Below are 23,519 nucleotides of genomic sequence, written 5' to 3'. Positions count from 1 at the left end.
CACCGCTTCGGTGACCGGGTACACTCATCGGTTGCCATGTCCACGCCCGACGATCCATCCGGCATCACCCAGCGCACCCTGCTCAGCGGCGGGCCGCTGCGTCCCGGCCCGCGTTCGGCCTGCGTGGTGGTGATCCACGGCGAAGGCCTCGGCCGCCGCGCCGACATCGGCGCCGCGCCGGTGCTGGTCGGACGCTCGCAGGAAGCCGACCTGGTCATCGCCCACAAGAGCGTCTCGCGCGAGCACTGCCGCATCTGGCTCGACGGCGACGCCTACCGCATCCTCGACCTCGGCGCGACCAACCGCACGCGGCTCAACGATGCGCCGATCGAGGACGCGACGCTGGCCGACGGCGACCACGTCGTGGTCGGGGAAAGCATCCTCAAGTTCATCGGCCAGACCAGCGTCGAGGCGCGCTACCACGAGGAGATCTACCAGCTCGCCACGCACGACGCGCTGACCGAGCTGTACAACCGCCGCCACTTCATGGAGATGCTCGACAAGGAGATCGCGCGCGCCCTGCGCCACCGGCGCAACCTCGCCCTGTGCATCGTCGACGTCGACCTGTTCAAGCCGGTCAACGACACCTTCGGCCACATCGCAGGCGATGAGGTGCTGCGCCTGATCGCGGCGATCGTCCGCGAGCACGTGCGCGGCGACGACATCGCCTCGCGCATCGGCGGCGAGGAGTTCGCGGTGCTGCTGCCCGAATGCGATGCCGAGGCGGCGAAGTCCTTCGCCGAGCGCCTGCGCGCCGCGATCGCGGACGCCCGCTTCGCGCCGGGCGGATCGCCGCGGCGGATCACCGTCAGCGTCGGCGTCGCCTCGCTCGCGGTGCCCGAAGGCAACCGCTCCGCGCTGCTGGCCGCCGCCGACGCCGCGCTGTACCGCGCCAAGCACGAGGGGCGCGACCGGGTCTGCGTGGCGCCCTGAACAGGAATTCGTCGCGCCCCCGAAGTGCAAAGAACCGTCATCCCCGCAAAGGCGGGGACCCAGCGTCTTTCTCGGCAACCTCAAATGGTGCCCGTCTTGCCACAGCCGTCTCTGCGGCCTCTGCGGCAAAGACGCTGGATCCCCGCCTTCGCGGGGATGACGGAGAGGGAACGGCAAGGCCGTGGCCCCTACCCTGCCGGCCGCGCCCCGTCCCGCATCACCAGCAGCCACGCGCCCACCGTCCAGATCGACGCCGCCGCCCATCCTGCGAGGATGTCGGACGGGTAATGCACGCCGAGGTACACCCGCGACAGTCCCACCATCGGCACGAACACCGTCATCGCCGCGACCACCCACCCGCGCGCACGCGTCGGCCACGCCAGCAGCACCAGCACCAGGGCCAGGGTCATCGAACCCATCGCGTGGCCGCTGGGGAAGCTGTAGCTGGTCTCCGGCGCGATCGATTCCCACAGGCCCGGGCGCTCGCGCGCGAACAGTTGCTTGGTGGCGATGTTGAGCAGCCCCGAGCCACCGGTCGCCACCGCCGCGAACAGGCCCTCGCGCCAGCGCCGCAGCGCCAGCGCGACCAGCACCAGGCCGACGTCGACCGGCACCACGCCCCGCGCGTAGCCGATCTGCGAGAAGAACAGGAACACGCGATCGAAGCCCTCGCCCGCCATCGCGCGCGCGAACAGCAGGATCGGCTCGTCGAATGGAATCGCCTCGGCCTCGTGCACCTCGTCGGCCAGCTCCATGAACGCCCACATCGGCAGCAGCACGCCGATGAACAGCAGGACCAGCTTCCAGCCGTGCCGGCGCGCGAGGCTGCCGCAGGCATCGACGGCGTCACGCCGCCAGCCGGCCTCAGGCATCCGCGCCGCGGCCGTAGGTGCGATGCACGTAGTCGTCGACTAGGGCGACGAACTCGTGGGCGATGTTCTCGCCGCGCAGGGTCACCGCCTTCTCGCCGTCGATGAACACCGGCGCCGACGGCGCCTCGCCGGTACCCGGCAGCGAGATGCCGATGTTGGCGTGGCGCGATTCGCCGGGACCGTTGACCACGCAGCCCATCACCGCGAGGGTCATGTTCTCCGCGCCCGGATGCGTGATCTTCCATTCCGGCATCCGCTCGCGCACGTGCTCCTGCACCACCTTCGCCAGTTCCTGGAAGAACTCGGACGTGGTGCGGCCGCAGCCCGGGCAGGCGGTGACCATCGGCGTGAACGCGCGCAGGCCCATGGTCTGCAGCAGCTCCTGCGCAACCACGACTTCCTTGGTGCGCGGTGCACCGGGGTCGGGCGTGAGCGAGATGCGGATGGTGTCGCCGATGCCTTCCTGCAGCAGCACGCCGAGCGCGGCGCAGGAGGCGACGATGCCCTTGCTGCCGATGCCGGCTTCGGTCAGGCCCAGGTGCAGGGCGAAATCCGAACGCATCGCGAGGTCGCGGTAGACCGCGATCAGCTCCTGCACGCCGCTGACCTTCGCACTGAGCACGATCTTCTCGCGCGCCAGGCCGAGTTCGACCGCACGCTCGGCCGAATCGATGGCGGAGCGGATCAGCGCCTCGCGCAGCACGCGGCCGGCGTCCCAAGGCTCGGCGCGCTGCGCGTTCTCGTCCATCAGCGCCGCCGCCAGCGACTGGTCCAGCGATCCCCAGTTGGCGCCGATGCGCACCGGCTTGTCGTAGCGGATCGCGAACTCGATCAGCTGCGCGAACTGCGTGTCGCGCTTCTTGCCGAAGCCGACGTTGCCGGGGTTGATGCGGTACTTGGCCAGCGCCTGCGCGCAGGCCGGCTCGCGCTCCAGCAGCTGGTGGCCGTTGTAGTGGAAGTCGCCGATGATCGGCACCTCGATGCCCTGCATCGCCAGGCGCTCGACGATGCGCGGCACCGCGGCGGCGGACTCGGGGTTGTTGACCGTGATCCGCACCAGCTCCGAGCCGGCGCGCCACAGCTCGCCCACCTGCTTCGCGGTGGACGCGACGTCGGCAGTGTCGGTGTTGGTCATCGACTGCACCACCACCGGCGCATCGCCGCCGACCGCGACGCCGCCGATGCGCACCTGGCGCGTGGACCGGCGCGGCAGCGGGCCGAACGCGGGCGCCTCCGGATCGGCGTGGCAGGGCGGCAACGGCTGCGGCTGGGCGGACATGGCGGCATTTTACCCGCGAACCGGTGACGCCCGCCCGCACGGCCGCGCTCCCGCTGAACGGCCTGCAACGGTCCGTTTCGATCGCGCGCGCCCGGAGCCCCCGCGCCATCGCCAGAATGGGCCGCTTCCTTTCCCCACCCGATCTTACCCGTCCCCGGCCATCATCCCGCCCCGGTCGTCATCCCGGCGAAAGCCGGGATCCATTTGGCTGTTGCTGTTCCCGTTGAGCCGAGAATCAAAATGGATCCCGGCTTTCGCCGGGATGACGAACAAGTCCGATCACAATCGAAGTGCCCCATGCCCGCCACCACCGCCGACATCGAAACCCCCGAAGCCTCCCGACTGATCAAGCGCCTGTGCACCCACTGGGCGCACAAGCTGGCGGTGACCTTCGATGACGCCAGCGCGACCGTCCCGTTCGACGCCACCACCACGGCCTGGCTTCGCGCGGACGATCGCCAGCTGCACGTGCGGGTCGAGGCCGCCGACGCGGCGACCGTCGAACGCTTCCAGGGCGTCGTCGAGAGCCATCTGCAGCGCATGGCGCGCGCGGGCGAACTCGTCGTCCACTGGCGCGACGCCGGGACCGGCAGCGCGGCGTGATGGGCCCGTGACGCCGCGACGGCTATCCTGCCCGCCATGACCGACGCAGTCACCGGCGAAATCCTGACGCCCAGCCAGCTGAACACGCTGGCCCGCAGCCTGCTGGAAGACACCTTCCCGCTGGTGTTCGTCGAGGGCGAGCTGGGCAACGTCTCGCGCCCGGCCTCGGGCCACCTCTACTTCACCCTGAAGGACGCGCGCGCGCAGGTGCGCTGCGCACTGTTCAAGCCCAAGAGCCAGTGGCTGGGGTTCCAGCCGCGCGAAGGCATGAAGGTACTCGCGCGCGGACGCCTGACGCTGTACGAGGCGCGCGGCGACTACCAGCTGATCCTCGACTCGCTGGAGGAAGCCGGCGAAGGCGCGCTGCGCCGCGCGTTCGAGCAGCTCAAGGCCAAGCTGCAGGCCGAGGGCGTGTTCGATGCCGCGCGCAAGCGTTCGCTGCCGGATTACGTGCGCCGGCTCGCCGTCATCACCTCGCCCTCGGGCGCCGCGGTGCGCGACGTGCTGAGCGTGCTGTCGCGCCGCTTCCCGCTGGTCGAGGTCGAGATCCTGCCGGTGCCGGTGCAGGGCGAGGCGGCCGCCGCGCAGATCACGGCGATGCTGCGACGCGCCGGCGACAGCGGCCGCTACGACACGATCCTGCTCGCGCGCGGCGGCGGTTCGCTGGAAGACCTGTGGGCCTTCAACGACGAGACGCTGGCGCGGACCATCGCCGCCTCACCGGTGCCGGTGGTATCGGCGATCGGCCACGAGACCGACTTCAGCCTGTCCGACTTCGCCGCCGACCTGCGCGCGCCGACGCCGTCGGCCGCGGCCGAACTGCTGGTGCCGGACGGGCGCGACCTGTCGACCCGGCTTGCGGGCCTGCAGCGCCGCCTGTCCGCGCTGCAGGCCAACCACCTGCGCCAGCTCGCGCAGCGCAGCGACCGCGCCGCCCTGCGCCTGAACGCGCTGCGCCCGCAGGCGCGGCTGCAGGCCTACGCACAACGCCGCGACGACGCGCTGAGGCGCCTGCGCTCGGCCTGGCAACTGCGTCTGCAGCAGCACGCCGCCACCCTGCGCCACGCGCATGCCGTCCTCCAGGCCACGCGCCCGCAGCGCCGGCTGCAGGCCCTGCACGAGCGCCTCGCAGTCCTGCGCCCGCGCCCGCAGGCGGCGATCGCTCGACGCCTGCAGCGCGACGCCCTGCACCTGCGCGGGCTTGCGCGCTCGCTGGAGGCGGTCAGCCCGCTGGCGACGATCGGACGCGGCTACAGCATCCTGCAGCGCGACGACGGCCGCGTCGTGCGCAGCACGCGCGATGTCGCCGCGGGCGATCCGGTGTCGGCGCGCCTCGTCGACGGCCAATTGCAACTGCGGGTGGAGGCGATCGATGACGCGACGAAGCGACGTGCGGAAGACTGAACCCGCGCGCGGAACGGCGCCCGCGCGCCCTGCATGGGAGATGGACCCGCAATGACCAAGGCCTCCGATCTGTTCATCCAGGCGCTGGAAGCCGAAGGCGTCGACCACGTGTTCGGCATTCCCGGCGAGGAAACCCTGGCCCTGCTGGAATCGCTGCGCAACTCGCGCATCCGCCTCGTGCTGACGCGGCACGAGCAGGCCGCCGGCTTCATGGCCGCGACCTGGGGCCGGCTCACCGGCCGCACCGGCGTCTGCCTCGCCACCCTCGGCCCGGGCGCGACCAACCTCGTCACCGCCGCGGCCTACGCCCAGCTCGGCGCGATGCCGATGCTGATGATCACCGGGCAGAAGCCGGTCCGCAGCAGCCGCCAGGGGCATTTCCAGATCGTCGACGTGGTCGACATGATGCGGCCGCTGACCAAGTACACCCGCCAGCTGGTGTCGGCCGACGGCATCCCCGCGCAGGTGCGCGAAGCGATCCGCCGCTCGCAGGAGGAGCGGCCCGGCGCCACCCACCTGGAACTGCCGCAGGACATCGCCGGCGACGACACCGAAGCCATCGTGCTGCCGCCCACCTACTCGCGCCGCCCGCTCGCCGAACACAAGGCGGTCGCCGCCGCGGCCGATGCGATCCGCGCCGCGCGCCACCCGCTGCTGATGATCGGCGCCGGCGCCAACCGCAAGACCACGTCGAAGATGCTGCGCGCCTTCGTCAACAGGCTGGGCATCCCGTTCTTCAGCACGCAGATGGGCAAGGGCGTGCTGGACGAATCGGGACCGCTGTGGCTCGGCACCGCGGCGCTGTCGGACGGGGATTTCGTGCACCGCGCGATCGACGCCGCCGACTGCATCGTCAACATCGGCCACGACGTGATCGAGAAGCCGCCGTTCTCGATGCACCGCGGCCGGCGCACGGTGGTCCACGTCAACTACTCGCCGGCGGTGGTCGACCAGGTGTACTTCCCGCAGATCGAAGTGGTCGGCGACATCGCCAACTCGGTCTGGCAGCTGGCCGAGCTGCTGGAACCGCAGCCGCACTGGGACTTCGCCTTCTTCGACCGCGTGCGCGAGGCGCTGTGCGCGAACGTGCGCGAACTCGGCGAGGATGCGCGTTTCCCGATGGCGGTCCCGCGGCTGGTGGCGGAACTGTCGCGGGCGCTGTCGCCGCAGGACATCGCCTGCCTCGACAACGGCCTGTTCAAGCTCTGGTTCGCGCGCCACGCCCGCTGCCGCCTGCCCAACACCCTGCTGCTCGACAACGCGCTGGCGACGATGGGCGCCGGGCTGCCGTCGGCGATCGCCGCGGCGATGGTGCATCCCGACCGCAAGATCGTCGCGGTCTGCGGCGACGGCGGCTTCATGATGAATTCGCAGGAACTCGAGACCGCGGTGCGCCTCGGGCTCGACCTGGTCGTGCTGGTGCTGCGCGACGATGCCTACGGCATGATCAAGTGGAAGCAGGCGCACGACGGCTACGCCAGTTTCGGCATGGACTACGGCAACCCGGATTTCGTCCGCTACGCCGCGAGCTACGGCGCGCGCGGGCATCGCGCCGGTTCGATCGACGACTTCGCCGCACTGCTGCGGCAGGCGCTGGACGCGCCGGGGGTCGACCTGATCGAACTCCCCGTCGACTACGGCCGCGACGACGACCTGCTCAACCGCGAGATCGGCGAGCGCGCCGCGGCGGTGCGTTGACCGGCGCGCACCGCACGACGATCGCCGCCCTTCCCTTCCCCGCCATTCCCCAGGAGCCAATGCATGGCACGCAGCAAGAAGAAACCCAACGCATCGGGCCTTGCGCGACGGTATCCCTGTTACCTCGCCAACGAGCCGATACAGCCCAACGCCGACCTCGAGGTGCTGGACAAGTACAGCGGCAAGGTCGCCACGCGCACCGCCTTCGTCGGCGCCGGCGTGGTGCGCAAGGCGATCGTCGCCGCGCACAGGGCGCGCGGGGCGATGGCAGCCTTCCCGCCCGACAAACGTCGCGACGTGCTCGAACACTGCGTCCGCCGCTTCCGGGAGCGTTTCGACGAACTCGCGCTGGCGCTGTGCATCGAGGCCGGCAAGCCGATCCGCGACGCGCGCGGCGAAGTCGAGCGCCTGATCGACACCTTCCGCATCGCCGCCGGCGAAGCGACGCGGGTCGAGGGCGGGGCCGTCGAACTGCAGCTCTCCGCGCGCACCCGCGGCTACCGCGGCCTGGTCAAACGCGTGCCGATCGGCGTGTGCAGCTTCATCACCCCGTTCAACTTCCCGCTGAACCTGGTCGCGCACAAGGTTGCGCCGGCGATCGCGGCCGGCTGTCCCTTCGTGCTCAAGCCGGCGGCGAAGACCCCGGTCGGCGCGCTGATCATCGGCGGGATCCTCGCCGAGACCGACCTGCCCAAAGGCGCGTTCTCGATCCTCGCCTGCAGCAACGAAGACGCCGCCGCGCTGACCGAGGACGAGCGCATCGCCCTGCTCAGCTTCACCGGCGGTCTCGTCGGCTGGGAGCTGAAGGCGCGCGCCGGCCGCAAGAAGGTCACGCTGGAACTCGGCGGCAACGCCGCCTGCATCGTCGACGCCGATCCCGGCGCGCCGATCGACCACATCGTCGACCGGCTGGTGTTCGGCGCCTACTACCAGTCCGGCCAGAGCTGCATCAGCGTGCAGCACATCCTCGTGCACCGCGACCTGTATGAACGCGTGCGCAAGAAGCTCAGGGCGCGCGTCGGCGCGCTGGCGATGGGCGATCCGCGCGACGAGAAGACCTTCATCGGCCCGGTGATCGACGAGGCGGCGGCCAAGCGCATCGAGTCCTGGATCGCCGCCGCGCGCAAGGGCGGCGCCAAGCGCCTCGCCGGCGGCGAGCGCGTGGGCAACATGCTGCCGGCGACGCTGATGGAAAAGGTGCCGCGCGAGAGCGACCTGTACCGCCAGGAGGTCTTCGGCCCGGTCGCCTGCCTGCAGCCGTTCGACGATTTCGAATCGGCGCTCGACACCGTCAACGCCAGCGACTTCGGCCTGCAGGCCGGCGTGTTCACCGGCAACCTCGCGCACGCGATGCGCGCCTGGGACCGGCTGGAGGTCGGCGGCGTGGTCGTCGGCGACGTGCCGAGCTTCCGCGTCGACAACATGCCCTACGGCGGCGTGAAGCAGTCGGGACTCGGCCGCGAAGGCGTGAAGTACGCGATCGAGGACATGACCGAACCGCGGCTGCTGGTGATCCGCGACCAGCCGGCGGCCTGAGCGCATGTGCCTGGTCGCGCTCGCATGGCGCAAGCATCCGCGCTGGCCGCTGGCGCTGATCGCCAACCGCGACGAACTCCACGCGCGGCCCTCGGCCCCGGCGGGGTTCGATCCGGACGCGCCGTCGGTCTACGGCGGACGCGACCTCGTGCAGGGCGGCGGCTGGCTGCAGGCGTCCACGCGCGGGCGCCTGGCCGCGGTCACCAACGTCCGCGCCGGCCTGACGGCCGAGGCGGCGGCGCGGTCGCGCGGCTGGCTGGTGCGCGATTTCGTGCGCGGCGACCTGCCCGCCGGGGACTTCAGCGCGTCGCTGGCGCGGACGGCCAGCGAACACGGGCGATTCAACCTGCTGGTCTGGGACGGCGATGCGCTGGCCTTCGCGGGCAACCATCCCGCGTTTGCCGCGCGTCCGGTCGAACCCGGCCTGCATGCGATGTCGAACGGCGCCTTCGACGCCACCTGGCCGAAAAGCACGCGGGCGACGCGTGCGCTGGCCGCCTGGCTGGAATCTCCGGCGGCCGAGGTTGCGGACGAGGCGCTGCCGTCCGCGATCGAACCGCTGCTCGCCGCCCTGCGCGACACCACCCGCGCCGACGACGCCGACCTGCCCGACACCGGCGTCGGACTGGTGCTGGAACGCGCGCTGTCGCCGCCGTTCGTGCTCGATGCGCGCTACGGCACGCGCTGCAGCAGCGTGGTCCTGGCCGGACCCGGTGGCCTGCTGTTCGCGGAACGCCGGTTCGATGCCGAAGGCAATGCCGTCGGCACCTCGTGCGTGCAACTGCCGATCACGGGCGTTGCAATGCCTGGACGCTGAAAGTGTCGGGGCGTAGCCCCGACCTATCCTGTTACCGGTCTATTCCTGGTGCGGCGCGGCGGACTGTTCCGTGCAGGGCACCGGTGCGTCGTTCTCCAGCAGTTGCTGCCAACCGTTGGCGTCGCGCAGCGCAATGCTGCCGTTGATGCAGGCTTCGGGAGCACCGTCGCGCTTTGCGGCAATCGCACCGGGCAGGACCGGCGGCGCTTCTTCTGTCGTGCGGGAACCCGTCTGCGTCGACGCAGGCGATGCGGGCGGCTCCTGCATGCTCTCAACCTCCGGTGTCGCGACAGCTCGCGCGGCCGGCTGCATCTGCGCGTCCTGCACCGCGTCCGCCTCAACCGCCTCAGGTCGGGCCGAAGCCGCGCGATCGGCCTCGACCACGCTCGCCGTGGCCTCATCGCGACGATCGTCGCCGAACACGGCGTCGACCGCGCGCTGGACCCATCCCGCCACGAGGACGCCGACGACGATCGCCAGCGTCACCGGCAGGAAGAACGACCACGGGGCGACATCATCGCGGATTCCGCTGCGGCTCATGCCCTTCTCCAGACGACAATCGCAAGTGGCGCGCCACTGCACGCACTCGCCAAGTGTCGGGCAAGCCTGCGCCATCGCATGCCGCGATGGCAAGCAACACGGAATTCATGCAGTTGCGCCGCATTGCGCATGATCGCCATGCGTATCGAGGCGTATCCACCTCATTTCCGGTGGCTGCCATGACCCGCAAAGCAGAAGGCCCAGTCTCCCGGTTTGACCCGGTCGGCTGAGCCTTCCTTTTGTCGAAGCGATTGCTTCGGGCTTTCGCCTTCCGCTTTTTCTTCGACGGGGACAGCCTATCGCAGTTGCTGTTATCTGATTGTAAAAATTCGCGACCGTTCGTCGGCCGGGCGATGTCGCGTCGCGTTCACGCCGGCCACGGCCACCAGCCGCGGCCCGTGTGCGCATAGCGATCGGCCGCGCGCTCGAAGCGGTTGCGCACGCTGACGCCGCCGCACAGCAGGTACAGCGGCAGGAACAGCGGGCCGAGCACCATGTACTGGTAGACGTGCGCGCGCTCGTGGTCGCCGAGCATGATCTCCGGTTCCTCGCACAGGCCGGCACGATGCGCGTAGGTCACGCAGTTCGCATCGAGCGTGTCGCCGGTGTGCAGGATCACGTTGCCCAGCGTCAGCGCCCCGCCCGGCCCCCAGGGCCAGCGATGGAACACGATCGCGCACTCGCGCCGGTTCAGGTGCGCGTGCGCGCCGAACGCAAGCCCTGCCGCGCCCGCGAGCAGGCCGAGCAGCGAATTCGGCAGCGTCCACGCGATTCCGAGCAGCATCGCCGCCACGCGCAGCGGGCGCGACCGGCGCGCGGACGCCGCGGCCTCGATCAATCGTTGCCTTCCGGCACCAGCAGCCACAGCACCAGGTAGACCAGGATGCCGGGGAACGCCGCTGACAGCACCGAGACCACCACGTACAGGATCCGCAGCAGGGTCGGGCTCCAGCCGAAGCGGTGCGCGATCCCGCCGACGACGCCGGCCAGCACGCGGTCGTGGATCGAACGGGTCAACCCGGATGGCTTGGCGGCTGTCTGGCTCATGGCGGCGATCCCCCGTGGGTGCGACCGCAGTCTAGCTCGGCGGTTGTGAAGGATTCGCTTGCCGCGGGCGCCGCGGTTCGCGCCCGACTCCGTTCAGCCTGCCCGCACCGCCAGCCAGTCGTGGATCGCGGTCGGCACTTCCTTCTGCGCACGGCCGGACACGTAGATGCCGATGTGCCCGCCGCGGAACGACAGCTCGGAGTAGTCGTCGCTGCCGACCACGCCCTTGAGCGCGCGCGACGCGTCCGGCGGCACCAGGTGGTCCTGCTCGGCGTAGATGTTCAGCACCGGCATGTCGACGAAGCCCAGCTCCACTTCGCGCCCGCCGATGTCGATGCCGCCGTTGATGAAGCCGTTGCCCTGGTAGAACTGCTTGATGAACTGGCGGAAGGCCTCGCCGGCCTGGTCGGGCGAATCGAAGATCCACTTCTCCATGCGCAGGAAGTCCTCGATCGCCTTGCGATCGTCGAGGATGTCGACCAGGCCCACGTACTTCTGCACGAACAGCCGCCACGGCTTCAGCGTCAGGTAGCACATGTTCATCATGTCCGCCGGCACGTTGCCCAGCGTGTCGACGAACAGGTCGACGTCCATCTCGCGGGTCCAGTTCGACAGCATGTTGTCGTCGGTGTGGAAATCGACCGGCGTGACCATCGTGATCAGGTTGCGGACCTTGCCCGGGTTCAGCGCCGCGTAGCACAGCGAGAACGCGCCGCCCTGGCAGATGCCGAGCAGGTTGATCGATTCGAGCGCGTGCGCGCGGCGCAGGTGGTCCACCGCGCCGCCGAGGAAGCGCTCGATGTAGTCCTCCAGCGTCAGGAAGCGGTCGGAGCGGTCCGGGTAGCCCCAGTCGATGATGTAGACGTCCTCGCCGCGCTCCAGCAGCCCCTTCACGATTGAGCGGTCCGCCTGCAGGTCGACCATGTACGGTCGGTTGACCAGCGCGTAGCTGATCAGCAGCGGCACCTTCGCGGTCGGTGTGCGCTCGCCGCGGAAGCGGTACAGCGCCACCTTGCCGTCGCGCCAGACTTCCTCCTTCGCGGTCGCGCCGTAGTCGTAGTCGCCGACCTCGCGCAGCGTCTGCAGGCCCGCGCCCAGCTTCTGCTGGAAGCGCATCGCCTCCTCGGCCGTGCGTTCGATGGAGATGTTCAGCGGTCCGGTCATGTCAGCGTCCTTCCTTCTTCGACCGCGCCGCATCGTCCGGCGGCAGGGGTGCGACCGGCATCGGGATCGCGCTCGAGAAACCGTTGGTGGGGGCGCGACGGCTGGCAACGCTCGGCCGTGCCGCGACCTTGCGTGCTGCGCGCTTCGCCGCTGCCGGTTTCTTCGATGGCGCGGGCTTGGGCTTCGCGGCGGCCGCCGGCTTGCGGGCGGCTTCGGCGCGCTTGGGCGCCGGGGCCTCGGGCGGCTTGCCCGCCGACGCTCGCGGCGGCGCGGCCTCGGCGGCATCGCGCATGCGGCGCAGGGCGCGCTCGAGTTCCACGATCTTGCGGTGCGCGGCGTCGACCTCGGTGCGCGTGGGCATGCCCAGCAGCGCGCTCGCCTGCTCCACCTCGCGCTGCACGCCGGCGCGCAGCCGCATCTGCGCGTCGACCAGCTTGCCGTAGACTTCGCGGAATTCCTTCGACAGCGCGATCTCCGCGTACGCCTCCTCCGCCGCGTCGATCCACAGGTCGAACAGCGCGCGCGGCGATTCGATCTGCCGGCCCGGTTCCTCGCGTTCGACCAGCTTGTCCTCGAAGATCTCGAACGCCGACTGCGAGGCCTTCAGCATCAGCGCGCCGTAGGCGTTGTTGCACTCCTGGTACTCCACCTGCGCCTGCGCCAGCGCCTGCAGCCGCTCCTGGTGCTCGCGGCCGACGCCGAAGGCCGGCAGCTTCAGCCAGGACATGCCCTCGCCGCGCATCGCGTCGAGCCAGGGCGACGCGTCCTCGACCCACTGGTCGAGCCCCTGCAGGCCGTGGCCGCGCATCGAGCGGAACATTTCCGGGAACGGGTTCATGCCGGCCGCGCCCAGCGCCTGCTTCCAGGCGGCGGCGACGTCACGGGCGCTGTTGTCGCGCCCCGCGAACTGCGCGGCCACCTGCTGCATGTGCCCGTACCAGTCGCGCGCCTGCACGTTGAACCGGCCCAGCGCCTCGTTCACGCCCTCGCGGCCGCCGTGCGCATAGCGCGTCCACCAGTCGATGGCGTCCTGCCAGGCATGCATGCCCGGCTGCCCGCCGCCCGGCGCCGCGCCGCGCATCGCATCGCCCCAGGCGCCCCAGTACTGCCGGGCGAGCCGCTCGAAATCCGCCATCGATCCGTTTGCCATGCCTGTCTCCGCGTTGCGCCACGATCATAGCAACCGCAGGCGTCGATCCAGTGGCGGATCGATGCGACAGGATGTCCAATCCGGCCCGTGGCCGGGTGGACGCCGCGAATCCCGCCCCGTGCCGCCGCCCGCGCGGCCCGGCGGCTTCAGAGTTTCGGAATGCGGACGGTCTTGCTGATCATCAGCGAACCCGACAGCGCGTACACCAGCACCAGCGGATGCAACTGCCAGGGGCCGAGCTGCCACTGGCCGAACCAGATCGCGTCGCCGATGGCACCCTGCCACGCGGCCACGGCCAGCAGCACCACGATCAGCAGACTGGTCGGGATCGGTGTGCCTTCGAAATACTTCACCTTGTCGCCGCCGTCGGCCAGGGTCTCGGCGGTGACGTTGTAGCGCGCCAGCCGGCTGACCCCGCAGCCGACGAAATAGCTCAACACGACCCAGTCCCAGCCGCCCTGCAGGCCGCAGGCGTAGCCGAGCGCGGCCGGGGCGAGGCCGAACGAGATCACGTCGGCCAGCGAATCGAGCTCGCGGCCGAGGGTCGAGGCGACCTTGCGCCAGCGCGCGATGCGCCCGTCGAGTGCATCGAACACGAAGGCCAGCGGGATCAGGGCCATGCCCACCAGCAGGTCGCGGACGACGCCGTCCTGCAGGAAGCGCATCGCCGCGAACACCGCGCCGGTGCCGCAGAAGGCGTTGGCCAGCGTGAACCAGTCGGCCAGCTGGAAATCGCGCAGCATCGAGAAGTGGCGGGGTCTGGACATGGCGATCTCGCGGAAACCGGCCCCCAGAGTGCCAAATCCTGCCCTGCTCCTGCAAAACTCCCTCCCCCGCTTGCGGGGGAGGGTTGGGGTGGGGGCGCTCTTCGTGGCGAAAGCTCGGCGCCGTGCGCCTCGCCCCCCATCCCAACCTTCCACCCGTAAAGGGCGCAATGCCCCGCAAGCGGGGGAAGGAGCAGATCGTCGTCGCCCTTACGCCAGCGACGTCAGGGAATCGCGAGATGCGCCCGCGTCAGCGCCGCGCCTGGCCCGCGCGGCGTGGTCGCGATGACGGCGTCGGCCGGCAGCGCGCCGGCGCCATCCAGGTGCGCCGACACACGATCCAGCGCCTCGTACACATACGGCAGCAGCGGCACGTAGCGCGCGGCGTAGTCCGGCAGGCCGAGGAAGCCGTCGAAATGCTGCGCGTTGCGCACCTGCCAATAGCGCACGTCACGTCCGGCCGCGCGGGCCGCGGCCACGTAGGGCGCGCTGCTGAAGGCCATCGGCACCAGGCCGTCGTCGGTGCCGTGCACCACCACCACCGGCAGGCCCGCGCGCGGCGGCGCGGCGCGGGTGGCGGCGATGCCGGCCTGCACGCGCTTCGCGTCCTCGCCGTCGCCGTCGTTGAGCGCGCGCAGGCACTGCAGGCCCGGCAGCGTGGCGTCGGGCAAGGCCACCGGCGTGCCGAGCATGCCCACGCCCGCGCCCGGCGGGATGCCGCTGGCATCGCTCCACCATGCCGCCTGCTCCGCCGGCGTCGCCGCGCGCGCCTGGAAATCCGCGTTCTGCGCGGAGAACGCGAACTCGCAGGGATGCTCGTCCACGCCATAGCGGCCATAGGCCGAGGCATAGGTGACCGCGACCGCACGCCACAGGTCGAAGCCGGTGGAGAGCACGCCGGCGCGAATCGCACCCTCGCTCCAGCCGTTGGCCAGCATGCGGTCAAAGGCCGACTTCGCCTGCGCCGCGGGATCGCCGCCCTCGACCAGTCCAGCCGCCTGCAGCGAGCCGCAGCGCAGCGTCCACAGCGCCTCGACCTGCGCCCGCAACGGCGGCTGCGGCAGGTCCTGCAGGTGCAGCTGCGCGCAGGGCATCAGCAGCGCCGCCTCGGTGGTGTAGTCGTACAGCGAGCGACCGCCATGGCCGTCGACGAACACGTTCGGCTCGCCCGCCACCACCGCGTCCAGCCAGTCGCCGTCGAGTTCGGCCGCGCGCAGCACCGCGCCGCCGCCGTTGGAAATGCCGACCGCGATCACGCGGGTATTGGCGAAAGTGAACGGCGCCGCATCCGGCAGGGCTTCGCCCAGCGCCTGCAGCGCGAACTCGGCCGCCTGCTTCACGTGGCGGCCCCAGTCGGCCTCGGGATTGTCCTTCGAATGCGCGTGCTTGAAGGCAACGCCAGACGCGTTGACCGGCGCATCGGGGATGAAGGCCAGGTCGCCGGCGTCGAGCGCGCCGCGCGTGCCGTCGGCGCGCACGCCGGACTGGGCTTCGAGATCGAAGTAGTCGGTGCCGGCGCCCTTGTCGGTATAGGCCACGGCGCAGCCCTTCGGCAGGCCCCAGGCGCCGGCCACGGCGATCGAGCCGTAGATGCCGCGCGAGCCCGAGGATGCGGTGACCACCACGCAGCGTTTGCTTGCATCGAATGCGTCCGGCAGTTGCAGCATCACGCGGTGCGGAGAGGCCGCGCCGGGCACTTTCGCGTAGGCATGGAACTCGCGGCCGGGGACCGCGGCGAGGCTGCCGAACAGTTCGCCGTAGCCGCCGCCCGGGGCCAGGTCGGCGATGCCGCGCCAGTTGCTCCAGAGCGCGCGGCGACGCAGTTCCGCCGCGGTCGGCTGCGCCGGATCGGCGAACGCCGGCGGCGCCATCGCGCGCAGGCCGTCGAGGCCGAGGCCGCCGGTCAGCAGGTCGTCCTGGCCGCGGTGCTCGCTGCTGCGCTGTGCCGTGAACACGGTCGCCTCCGCCGATTGGGTGCGCGGCCCGGTCGCGCAGGCCACGAGTCCAGCCGCAAGCGCGGCCGCGCACAATGTTCCGATCATCGATGAGGTGGTCATGCCGGCACGGTAGCAGCCACGACCGCGGGCTTCATCGTACTTTGGTACCACGCGCGCGGGAAACGCGCCTGCTACCGTTTCCGGCGACCTCGGCTTCCCCGCCTCACGCATGAACGACCGCTTCCTCGAAGGCCGCACCGCGCTGGTGACCGGCAGCACCTCCGGCATCGGCCTGGCCATCGCCCGCACGCTGGCCGCGCACGGCGCGCGCGTGGCCGTCAACGGCCTCGGCACGCCGGGGCAGATCGACGATGCCGTCGCCTCGGCCCGCGACGCCGGCGCGCCCGACGCCCGCCACTTCGACGCCGACCTGCGCGATCCGGCGCAGATCGAGGCGATGCTGGCCGACGTCGCGGCGTGGTCGCAGGCGTCCGGCGGCGGCGTCGACGTGCTGGTCAACAACGCCGGCATCCAGCACGCGGTGCCGCTGGCCGAGATGCCGGTCGCGAAGTGGAACGACATCCTCGCCATCAACCTCAGCGCCACCTTCCACACCATGCGGCTGGCGATGCCGGGCATGGCTGCGCGCGGCTACGGGCGCGTGGTGAACATCGCCTCGGTGCACGGCCTCGTCGCATCGAAGGACAAGGCGCCCTACGTCGCCAGCAAGTTCGGCATCGTCGGCCTGTCCAGGGTCGCCGCGCTGGAATACGCCGCGGCCGGCAGCCGCGACAGCGGCGGCGTCACCGTCAACTGCATCTGCCCGGGCTGGGTGGAGACACCGCTGATCGAGCCGCAGATCGAGGCGCGCCGCAACGGCGGCAGCCGCGACGACGGCGTGCGCGCGCTGCTGTCGGAAAAGCAGCCCAGCCTGCGCATGTCGCTGCCCGAGGACATCGGCGCGATGGCCGCCTGGCTGTGCCGGCGCGAGGCGCACAACGTGACCGGCACGGCGATGCCGATCGACGGTGGCTGGACGGCGCAATGACCACCGCCGGCCCCATTGCCGCGGCGACCTCCTGCGTTCGCGGGAACAGCCCCGGGCCCGGGTGAACGTGCATGCCATCGCGAGCGCCGTGCCAACGCCATCGCCTGCGCAGGACGCACGCGGTAGGCTTCCCGGCATGCCCACCCTGCTGATCGCCGACGACCACCCGCTGTTCCGCGCCGCGCTGCGCGGGGCCGCCGCCGAGGCGGCCGCGGACGTGGCCACCTGCGAGGCCGAATCGCTCGACGGCGTGCTGGCGCTGCTGGAATCGCGCAACGACATCGACCTGGTCCTGCTCGACCTGCACATGCCCGGCAACCACGGCCTCGCCGGCCTCGCCGCGATCCGCGCCCAGCATCCGGCCGTCGCCGTCGTGCTGGTCTCGGCCAACGAGGATCCGCACACCGTGCGCCGCGCGCTCGACCACGGCGCCGCCGGCTACATCCCCAAGAGCGCCGGCCTGGACGACATGCGCGAGGCGATCCGCACCGTGCTCGCCTGCGAACAGTGGCTGCCGCCCGCGCTGCGCGGCGCGGTCACCCGCGCGCAATCCTCCCCCGCCGACGCCGACCTTGCCGCGCGCCTGGCCAGCCTCACCCCGCAGCAGTTCCGCGTCCTGACCCTGGTCGCCGAAGGCCTGCTCAACAAGCAGATCGCCGACCGCCTCGACATCCAGGAGCGCACGGTCAAGGCGCACCTGTCGGTGATCTTCGAGAAGCTCGGCGCCCGCAACCGCACCCAGGCCAGCGTGATCCTGCGCGAACTCGAGATCGGGGATCCGAGCCGGCAGGCGGCGGATTGATCCGGTCCGGGTCCGCCTGCAGCGCACGCACCGCGTCCCGGGGCGTCCGTCGGAGCGGATTTCGCCGATGGAGTCGCCGATCCGCGGACTCCGTCAGGTTTCTCCGGGAACCCTTTCGCGCGACGGGACTCCCACTTCACCGGTACCAGGTGAGACCGGAGATGCCGATGTCGACTTCCCCGCCCTTCGCCCACCGCTGGCTGGCGATCTGTGCCCTCCTCCGGGCGCTGCTGCCCCGGACCCGCGAGCGCGGACGATGCCTCGCGCCCGATCCACCAACTGCGGGTCTACGAGGTCTTCGACGACACCCGCGAGGCCTTCCACGACCGCTTCCGCGACCACGCTGCGCGGATCATGCCGAAATACGGCTTCGAGATCGTCGCGATCCGGGACAGCCACGGCGACGATGGCCGGCCGCAGTTCGTCTACCTGCTGGAATGGCCGGACGAACCGGCGATGCGCGAGGGCTGGGAGAAGTTCATGGCCGACGAGGAGTGGGCGGAGATCAAGCGCGTCACCGCGCGCGAGCACGGCCGCTTCGTCGGTGACATCGACGAGCGTGTGCTGTCGCCGGCGGACTACTCGCCACGGATGTCCTTCCTGCGGGACTGAGCGGCGCCGGGGAGCCGGCAGCGACGCTCCCGCCATCGCCCCGCCGCGCACGGCGAACCGTGCCGGATCCGCGGCGAAGCGAGTCCATGGCGCGCCCTTCGGCAGTAGCATGTCCCGGTTGCACCCGGATGCCACGTCGATGTCCATCGCCCTGTCCCGCCCGCTGGAGATGCCGCGCCAGCATCTGTTCTGGCTGCTGCACATCGGCGGCTGGACGGCCTACTTCGGGCAGGGCTACCTGTCGGCCATCGCCCATGGCAAGCCGTCCGGCTACTGGGTGGTGCCGCTGACGGCCGCGACCACCGGCGCGCTGTTCACCCTGGGGCTGCGTTTCCTGCTGCGCCTGTGCTGGGGCCTGCCGCCGAAGCGGCTGCTGCTGTTGATGGTGCTGCCGATCCTCGCGAGCTCGGCGCTGATGGATTTCCTCACGCGCGAGGCGCTGGTGGAGTTCTGCGACACCTGCAAGCCGACCAACCGCATGGCGTTCGTCGCCTATTCCCTCGGCTACATCTACGTGCTGCTGGCCTGGGTCGGCCTGTACTTCGGCATCAAGTACTACCGGCAGCTGCAAAACGAAACCGAACGCACGCTGGCCGCACGCAGCATCGCCCACCAGGCGCAGCTGAAAATGCTGCGCTACCAGCTCAACCCGCACTTCCTGTTCAACACGCTCAACGCGATCTCCACGCTGATCCTCGATCGCGACAACGGCACCGCCAACCGCATGGTCCAGGGACTGTCGGCGTTCCTGCGGCACTCCCTGGACAACGACCCGATGCAGCGCGTCACCCTGCGCCAGGAACTGGACGCGCTGACGCTGTACCTGGACATCGAGAAGATCCGCTTCGCCGAACGCCTGCGGGTCGAAACCGGCATCGACGAGGACTGCTGGCGCGCGCTGCTGCCCAGCCTGCTGCTGCAGCCGCTGGTCGAGAACGCGATCAAGTATGCGGTCGCCAAACAGGTGGCCGGCGGCCTGCTGAGGATCCAGGCGCGCCGCGAGGACGCGCAGCTGGTGCTGACGGTCGCCGACGACGGCCCAGGCTGCAGCTGCCTCGAGGGCGACCGCCTGCCCCCCGGCAAGGGCGTGGGCCTGCGCAACACGCGCGAGCGGCTCGCCGTGCTGTACGGCGATGCCGGTTCGTTCTCGGTCCGCAACCGCGAGCCCGGCATCGAGGTCACGCTGCGGCTGCCGTTCGAGACCTCGCAGGGCGCCGGGGACTGACGCCGTGGCGACGGCACCGCAGGCAGGAGCCGGCAGGGCCGCGTGCGCGCGGCTGCGCGCGGTGATCGTCGACGACGAGCCGCTGGCGCGGCGCGGGCTGGAGATCCGGCTGCAGGCGCATCCGGACGTGGAGATCGTCGGACAGTACGGCGATGGCGCGTCGGCGATCGCCGCGCTGCGCGCCGACCGCCCTGACCTGATGTTCCTCGACGTGCAGATGCCGGGTGTCGACGGCTTCGAGACGCTGCGCCGCATCCCCTCGAACGAGATGCCGCTGGTCGTGTTCGTGACCGCGTTCGACCACTACGCGATCCGCGCCTTCGAGGCTTCCGCCGCGGACTACCTGCTCAAGCCGGTCGAAGACAGTCGCCTTGCGCAGGCATTGTCGAAGGTGCGCAAGGCGCGCGCCCAGCGCGACGCCGGCACGCACTGCGAGCACCTGCTGGAACTGCTCGGCGAACTGAGCGGCAAGCCGCCGCTGCGGCTCGACGAGGCACTCCGCCCCGATGCCATCGAGCAGCTGCGGCGCGACGACAAGCTCGCGGTGCGCGACGGCCAGCGCACCGTGCGCGTGGACCTGCGCAGCATCCGCTGGATCGACGCCGCGGGCGACTACATGTGCATCCACGTCGACGGCAACGGCGGCGGCGACACCCTGATCCTGCGCGCGACCATGCGCGAGATGGAGCAGCAGCTCGACCCGGCGCGCTTCCCGCGCATCCACCGTTCGACCATCGTCAACGCCGCGCGCGTGGTCGAACTGCGCCCGCACAGCAACGGCGAAAGCTTCCTGCGGCTGGACTGCGGCCAGGAGCTGAAGCTCTCGCGCAGCCATCGGGACAAGCTCGCGATCCTGCTCTGAGCTTGCCGCGGCATCGCTTCGCCGCAGCCTGGCAACGCTTCGCCGCAACCCCGTCGCCGGCATGACTTCCGGGCCATCGCCCGCGCGCCGTTCGCGCGCATCGTGCGCCCCGCCGACCCTCCGCGTGGACGCCGATGAAGCTGACCGAATCCTCCCTGCGCAACCCCGCCGCCGTCGCGGTGGCCGTCGCGCTGGTCTGCGCGTTCGGCCTGCTCAGCCTCGGCAAGCTGCCGCTGCAGCTGTTTCCCGACATCGAGCGCCCGCAGATGTCGATCCAGACCGGCTGGCGCGCCGCGTCGCCGCAGGAAATGGAGTCGGAGATCGTCGAACCGATCGAGACCGTGCTGCAGGGACTGCCCGGCCTGGAGGAGATCGCCTCCAACGTCAACGCCGGCAACAGCTGGATCAACCTCACCTTCGCGGTCGGCAGCGACATGGACGCGATGCTGGTGGAAGTGCTGGCGCGGATGAACCGCCTGCCGCCGCTGCCGCGCGACGCCACGCCGCCGGTCGTGCAGGCCGGCGCGGACAACGCCAACAATTCGCTCACCTACTTCTTCGTGCAGAAACTGCCCGGCACGCCCGGCAGCATCCTCGACTACCGCCAGCTGATCGAGGACCGCGTGGTCCCGCGCATCACCTCGGTGGAAGGCGTGGCCGGCGTGGCCGTCAATGGCGGCGCGGCGGAGGAGCTGACCATCACCCTCGACCTCGCGCGCGCCGCCGCGCTGGACATCCGCATCCCGGACGTCGCGGCGGTCGCAGCGCGCGCCACCGACGTCTCCGGCGGCATCGTCGAGGCCGGTCGCCGCGAGTACGTGCTGCGTTTCGCCGGGCGCTATTCGCCCGAGGCGATGGGCGAACTGATCCTGGCCTGGCGCGACGGCCGCCCGGTGCGGCTCGCCGACGTCGCCACGGTCGAGGTGAAGCGGCCGGAGCAGCGCTTCTTTTCCTACCAGAACGGCAATCCCGCGATCGGGCTGCGCATCCTGCGCACCAACGACGCCAACGTGCTCGCGACGCTGGAAGAGGTCAAGCGCGTGGTCGCCGATCTGCGCGAGCAGGAACTCGAGCCGCTCGGCCTCGACATCGCCCAGAGTTTCGACGCCTCGGTGTTCATCAACCGCGCGATCGGGCTGCTGTCGGGCAGCCTGTTCGCGGGTGTGCTGCTGGCGGTCGGCTGCCTGTGGTGGTTCCTGCGCGACGTGCGCGCCACCGTCCTGATCGCCTGCGCCATCCCGATCTCGCTGCTGGCGACTTTCATCGTGCTGCAGCTCACCGGCCGCAGCCTCAACGTGATCTCGCTGGCGGGCCTGGCCTTCGCCGTCGGCATGGTGATGGACGCTGCGGTGGTGGTGGCCGAGAACATCGTGCGCCTGCGCGAGCACGGCGTGCCCGCAGCGCGCGCGGCGCTCGAGGGCACGCGCCAGGTCGGCGGCGCGCTGGTCGCGTCCACGCTGACCACGATCGCGGTGTTCCTGCCGGTGGTCTTCATGGAGGACGTGGAGGGCCAGCTGTTCGCGGACCTGGCGCTGACGATCTCCATCGCCGTCGGCATCTCGCTGCTGGTGGCGATGAGCGTGCTCCCGGCGGCGGCGGGCAACTGGCTGCGCTCGCGGCCGCGCGAGCAGCGCCGCCACCGCTACTGGACGGACATCGGCGACTGGGCGCTGCGCACCACCCGCACCCGTCGCCGGCAGCTGGCGTGGGTCGGCGCGCTGGTGCTCGCGCCGGCGCTGCTGGCAGCGCTGCTGATGCCGCAGATCGACTACCTGCCGCCGGTCAAGCGCGCCGCGGTCGACGCATTCTTCACCTTCCCGCCGGGGATGAGTCCCGAGCGCGTCAACCGCGAGGTCGCGCCGGTGCTGATGGAGCGCATGCGCCCGTACATGGAAGGCGGGAAGCAGCCCCGACTCAGCAACTGGTACCTCAACCTGTGGCCGGGAGGCGGCACGCTGGGCGCGCGGGTGGTCGATCCGGACGCGATCGGCGAACTGGAACGCATCGTCCGCGACGAGGTCGTGGTCGGTTTCCCGGACACGCGCGCCTTCGCCAGCGAGGGCGAACTGTTCGGCGGCTTCGGCGGCTCGGCGCGCGCGATCGCCATCCATCTCCAGCACGGCGACGGCGATGCGCTGGCGCGCGCCGCGGAAGCGGGCCGTCGCGCGCTGGCCGAACGCTTCGCCGGCGCCAACGTCCAGGCCTGGCCGAACGCGGATGCCGGCACGCCGGAACTGCGGATCAGCCCGGACGATCGCCGGCTGGCGGAAGCCGGCTGGCAGCGCAGCGACCTGGGCACGGTCGTGCGCGCACTCGGCGACGGCCAGTGGCTGGGCGAGCATTTCGACGGCGACCGCCGGCTGCCGATCATCCTGCGCAGTGCACGCGACGCCGCCGATCCGTTCGAGGCCGCGCCACTGGCGACGCCGCGCGGCGGCGTGCTGAGCCTGGGCGAACTGGCGCAGGTCCGCACCGTCATCGCGCCCAACCAGTTGCGCCGCATCGACCGCCGCCGCACGGTCACGCTGACCGTGGATCCGCCGGCGGCAATGTCGCTGGAGGAGGCGCTGCGCATCGTCGACGGCGAAATCGTGCCGGCGCTGCGCGCCGAACTGCCCGCGGACGCCGCGGTGCGCGTCTCCGGCAGCGCCGACCGCCTGGACCAGGTGGTCGGCAGCATGGGCGCGAACTTCGCCATGGCCCTGCTGGTGCTGTTCATGCTGATGGCGGCGATGTTCCGTTCGCTGCGCGACAGCCTGTTCGTCATGGCGACGCTGCCGCTGGCCGTGCTCGGCGGCGTCGTCGGCCTGCGCGTGCTCGACCTCGCGGCCGGCCAGACGCTGGACCTGCTGTCGATGATCGGCTTCATCCTGCTGATGGGCATGGTCATCAACAACGCGATCCTGCTGGTCGCGCAAGCGCGCGAGGCGCAGTCCGCCGGCGCATCGCTGGACGATGCCCTGCGACAGGCGCTCGACCAGCGCCTGCGCCCGATCCTGATCGCGGCGCTGACCGGCGTGCTCGGCGCGCTGCCGATGGCGATCAACCCTGGCCCCGGCGCGGTGATCTATCGCGGCCTCGCGGCCGTGTCCGTCGGCGGCGTCGCGCTCAGCCTGGTGTTCACCGTGGTGCTGGTGCCCGCGCTGATGCGCCTGGGCGACGCCCGCAGCCGCAGCCGCGAGACCGCCATCGATCCCCTCGTCCAGGCCACCGCCTGAACCCGCTC

Annotated in this window: 22 protein-coding genes; 13 read left to right on the top strand and 9 right to left on the bottom strand. The window is 71.0% G+C overall.

The features are described 5' to 3' along the window. Nucleotides 1–36: 36 nt before the first annotated feature. Complete coding sequence (locus FQY83_RS01185; RefSeq protein ID WP_158636403.1) at nt 37–933, top strand: GGDEF domain-containing protein; 897 nt, start codon at nt 37–39, stop codon at nt 931–933. A gap of 188 nt (nt 934–1,121) precedes the next feature. Here the strand turns inward: FQY83_RS01185 and FQY83_RS01180 are convergent, their stop codons facing one another. Both FQY83_RS01180 and ispG read right to left on the bottom strand, forming a co-directional pair. Beyond that, nucleotides 1,122–1,805 carry a phosphatase PAP2 family protein gene (locus tag FQY83_RS01180; protein WP_146384355.1) on the bottom strand — a complete coding sequence of 228 codons (684 nt, stop codon included), beginning with the start codon at nt 1,803–1,805 and terminating at the stop codon, nt 1,122–1,124. Further along, nucleotides 1,798–3,084 carry a flavodoxin-dependent (E)-4-hydroxy-3-methylbut-2-enyl-diphosphate synthase gene (ispG, locus tag FQY83_RS01175; RefSeq protein ID WP_146384353.1) on the bottom strand — a complete coding sequence of 429 codons (1,287 nt, stop codon included), beginning with the start codon at nt 3,082–3,084 and terminating at the stop codon, nt 1,798–1,800. The genes FQY83_RS01180 and ispG overlap by 8 nt, the downstream gene beginning before the upstream one ends. Nucleotides 3,085–3,381: 297 nt before the next feature. On the opposite strand from ispG, the gene FQY83_RS01170 reads away from it, so the two are divergent. From FQY83_RS01170 to FQY83_RS01150, 5 genes are all read left to right on the top strand, one after another. Beyond that, on the top strand, nt 3,382–3,687 hold the full coding sequence (locus FQY83_RS01170; RefSeq protein ID WP_158636402.1) for a DUF2218 domain-containing protein: 306 nt from the start codon (nt 3,382–3,384) through the stop codon (nt 3,685–3,687). 36 nt (nt 3,688–3,723) lie between these two features. Continuing rightward, nucleotides 3,724–5,091, top strand: coding sequence for an exodeoxyribonuclease VII large subunit (gene xseA / locus FQY83_RS01165; RefSeq protein WP_146384348.1), 1,368 nt, complete (start codon nt 3,724–3,726; stop codon nt 5,089–5,091). Between the two features lie 51 nt (nt 5,092–5,142). Continuing rightward, nucleotides 5,143–6,789, top strand: coding sequence for an acetolactate synthase large subunit (locus FQY83_RS01160; RefSeq protein ID WP_146384346.1), 1,647 nt, complete (start codon nt 5,143–5,145; stop codon nt 6,787–6,789). Nucleotides 6,790–6,852: 63 nt separating this feature from the next. Continuing rightward, entirely contained in the window at nt 6,853–8,325 is a 1,473-nt protein-coding gene (locus FQY83_RS01155) for an aldehyde dehydrogenase family protein (RefSeq protein WP_146384344.1), read from the top strand. A 4-nt stretch (nt 8,326–8,329) separates the two neighbouring features. Next, nucleotides 8,330–9,142 (top strand): NRDE family protein, encoded by an 813-nt coding sequence (locus FQY83_RS01150; RefSeq protein ID WP_146384342.1) that lies wholly within the window; start codon nt 8,330–8,332, stop codon nt 9,140–9,142. A gap of 39 nt (nt 9,143–9,181) precedes the next feature. Here the strand turns inward: FQY83_RS01150 and FQY83_RS01145 are convergent, their stop codons facing one another. Continuing rightward, nucleotides 9,182–9,682 (bottom strand): hypothetical protein, encoded by a 501-nt coding sequence (locus tag FQY83_RS01145; RefSeq protein ID WP_146384340.1) that lies wholly within the window; start codon nt 9,680–9,682, stop codon nt 9,182–9,184. Nucleotides 9,683–9,768: 86 nt separating this feature from the next. On the opposite strand from FQY83_RS01145, the gene FQY83_RS17520 reads away from it, so the two are divergent. Then, entirely contained in the window at nt 9,769–9,912 is a 144-nt protein-coding gene (locus tag FQY83_RS17520) for a hypothetical protein (RefSeq protein ID WP_158636401.1), read from the top strand. Between the two features lie 137 nt (nt 9,913–10,049). Here FQY83_RS17520 and FQY83_RS01140 read toward each other — a convergent pair whose 3' ends face one another. The 6 genes from FQY83_RS01140 to FQY83_RS01115 all read right to left on the bottom strand — a co-directional run bounded on the left by FQY83_RS01140 (nt 10,050) and on the right by FQY83_RS01115 (nt 15,762). Continuing rightward, a complete protein-coding gene (locus tag FQY83_RS01140; RefSeq protein WP_146385283.1) occupies nt 10,050–10,466 on the bottom strand; it encodes a hypothetical protein in 417 nt (138 codons plus the stop codon). Between the two features lie 50 nt (nt 10,467–10,516). After that, a complete protein-coding gene (locus FQY83_RS01135; protein WP_146384338.1) occupies nt 10,517–10,729 on the bottom strand; it encodes a PspC domain-containing protein in 213 nt (70 codons plus the stop codon). A gap of 93 nt (nt 10,730–10,822) precedes the next feature. Further along, nucleotides 10,823–11,893, bottom strand: coding sequence for a class III poly(R)-hydroxyalkanoic acid synthase subunit PhaC (locus FQY83_RS01130; RefSeq protein WP_146384336.1), 1,071 nt, complete (start codon nt 11,891–11,893; stop codon nt 10,823–10,825). Nucleotide 11,894: 1 nt separating this feature from the next. Then, entirely contained in the window at nt 11,895–13,043 is a 1,149-nt protein-coding gene (gene phaE, locus FQY83_RS01125; RefSeq protein WP_146384334.1) for a class III poly(R)-hydroxyalkanoic acid synthase subunit PhaE, read from the bottom strand. Nucleotides 13,044–13,189: 146 nt separating this feature from the next. Then, nucleotides 13,190–13,810, bottom strand: coding sequence for a CDP-alcohol phosphatidyltransferase family protein (locus FQY83_RS01120; RefSeq protein ID WP_146384332.1), 621 nt, complete (start codon nt 13,808–13,810; stop codon nt 13,190–13,192). A gap of 221 nt (nt 13,811–14,031) precedes the next feature. Then, nucleotides 14,032–15,762 (bottom strand): 3-hydroxybutyrate oligomer hydrolase family protein, encoded by a 1,731-nt coding sequence (locus FQY83_RS01115; RefSeq protein WP_238333359.1) that lies wholly within the window; start codon nt 15,760–15,762, stop codon nt 14,032–14,034. A gap of 211 nt (nt 15,763–15,973) precedes the next feature. On the opposite strand from FQY83_RS01115, the gene FQY83_RS01110 reads away from it, so the two are divergent. The 6 genes from FQY83_RS01110 (at nt 15,974) to FQY83_RS01085 (ending at nt 23,511) form a co-directional block, all read left to right on the top strand. Further along, on the top strand, nt 15,974–16,792 hold the full coding sequence (locus FQY83_RS01110) for a 3-hydroxybutyrate dehydrogenase (protein ID WP_146384330.1): 819 nt from the start codon (nt 15,974–15,976) through the stop codon (nt 16,790–16,792). 136 nt (nt 16,793–16,928) lie between these two features. Further along, nucleotides 16,929–17,594, top strand: a complete 666-nt coding sequence (locus tag FQY83_RS01105; RefSeq protein ID WP_146384328.1) for a response regulator — start codon at nt 16,929–16,931, stop codon at nt 17,592–17,594. A gap of 210 nt (nt 17,595–17,804) precedes the next feature. Next, nucleotides 17,805–18,206: an NIPSNAP family protein gene (locus FQY83_RS01100; protein ID WP_146384326.1), complete on the top strand. Its 402-nt coding sequence runs from the start codon at nt 17,805–17,807 to the stop codon at nt 18,204–18,206. A 139-nt stretch (nt 18,207–18,345) separates the two neighbouring features. Further along, on the top strand, nt 18,346–19,431 hold the full coding sequence (locus tag FQY83_RS01095; RefSeq protein WP_146384324.1) for a sensor histidine kinase: 1,086 nt from the start codon (nt 18,346–18,348) through the stop codon (nt 19,429–19,431). A gap of 4 nt (nt 19,432–19,435) precedes the next feature. Further along, nucleotides 19,436–20,293 (top strand): LytR/AlgR family response regulator transcription factor, encoded by an 858-nt coding sequence (locus FQY83_RS01090; RefSeq protein WP_238333358.1) that lies wholly within the window; start codon nt 19,436–19,438, stop codon nt 20,291–20,293. A 134-nt stretch (nt 20,294–20,427) separates the two neighbouring features. Then, a complete protein-coding gene (locus FQY83_RS01085; protein ID WP_146384320.1) occupies nt 20,428–23,511 on the top strand; it encodes an efflux RND transporter permease subunit in 3,084 nt (1,027 codons plus the stop codon). The last annotated feature ends 8 nt before the right edge of the window (nt 23,512–23,519 follow it).

It is taken from the genome of Luteimonas marina, assembly GCF_007859325.1.
Classification (GTDB): domain Bacteria; phylum Pseudomonadota; class Gammaproteobacteria; order Xanthomonadales; family Xanthomonadaceae; genus Luteimonas; species Luteimonas marina.
Note: the sequence above shows the minus strand (reverse complement) of the source record. Positions and strands in the feature narration are given on the sequence as shown.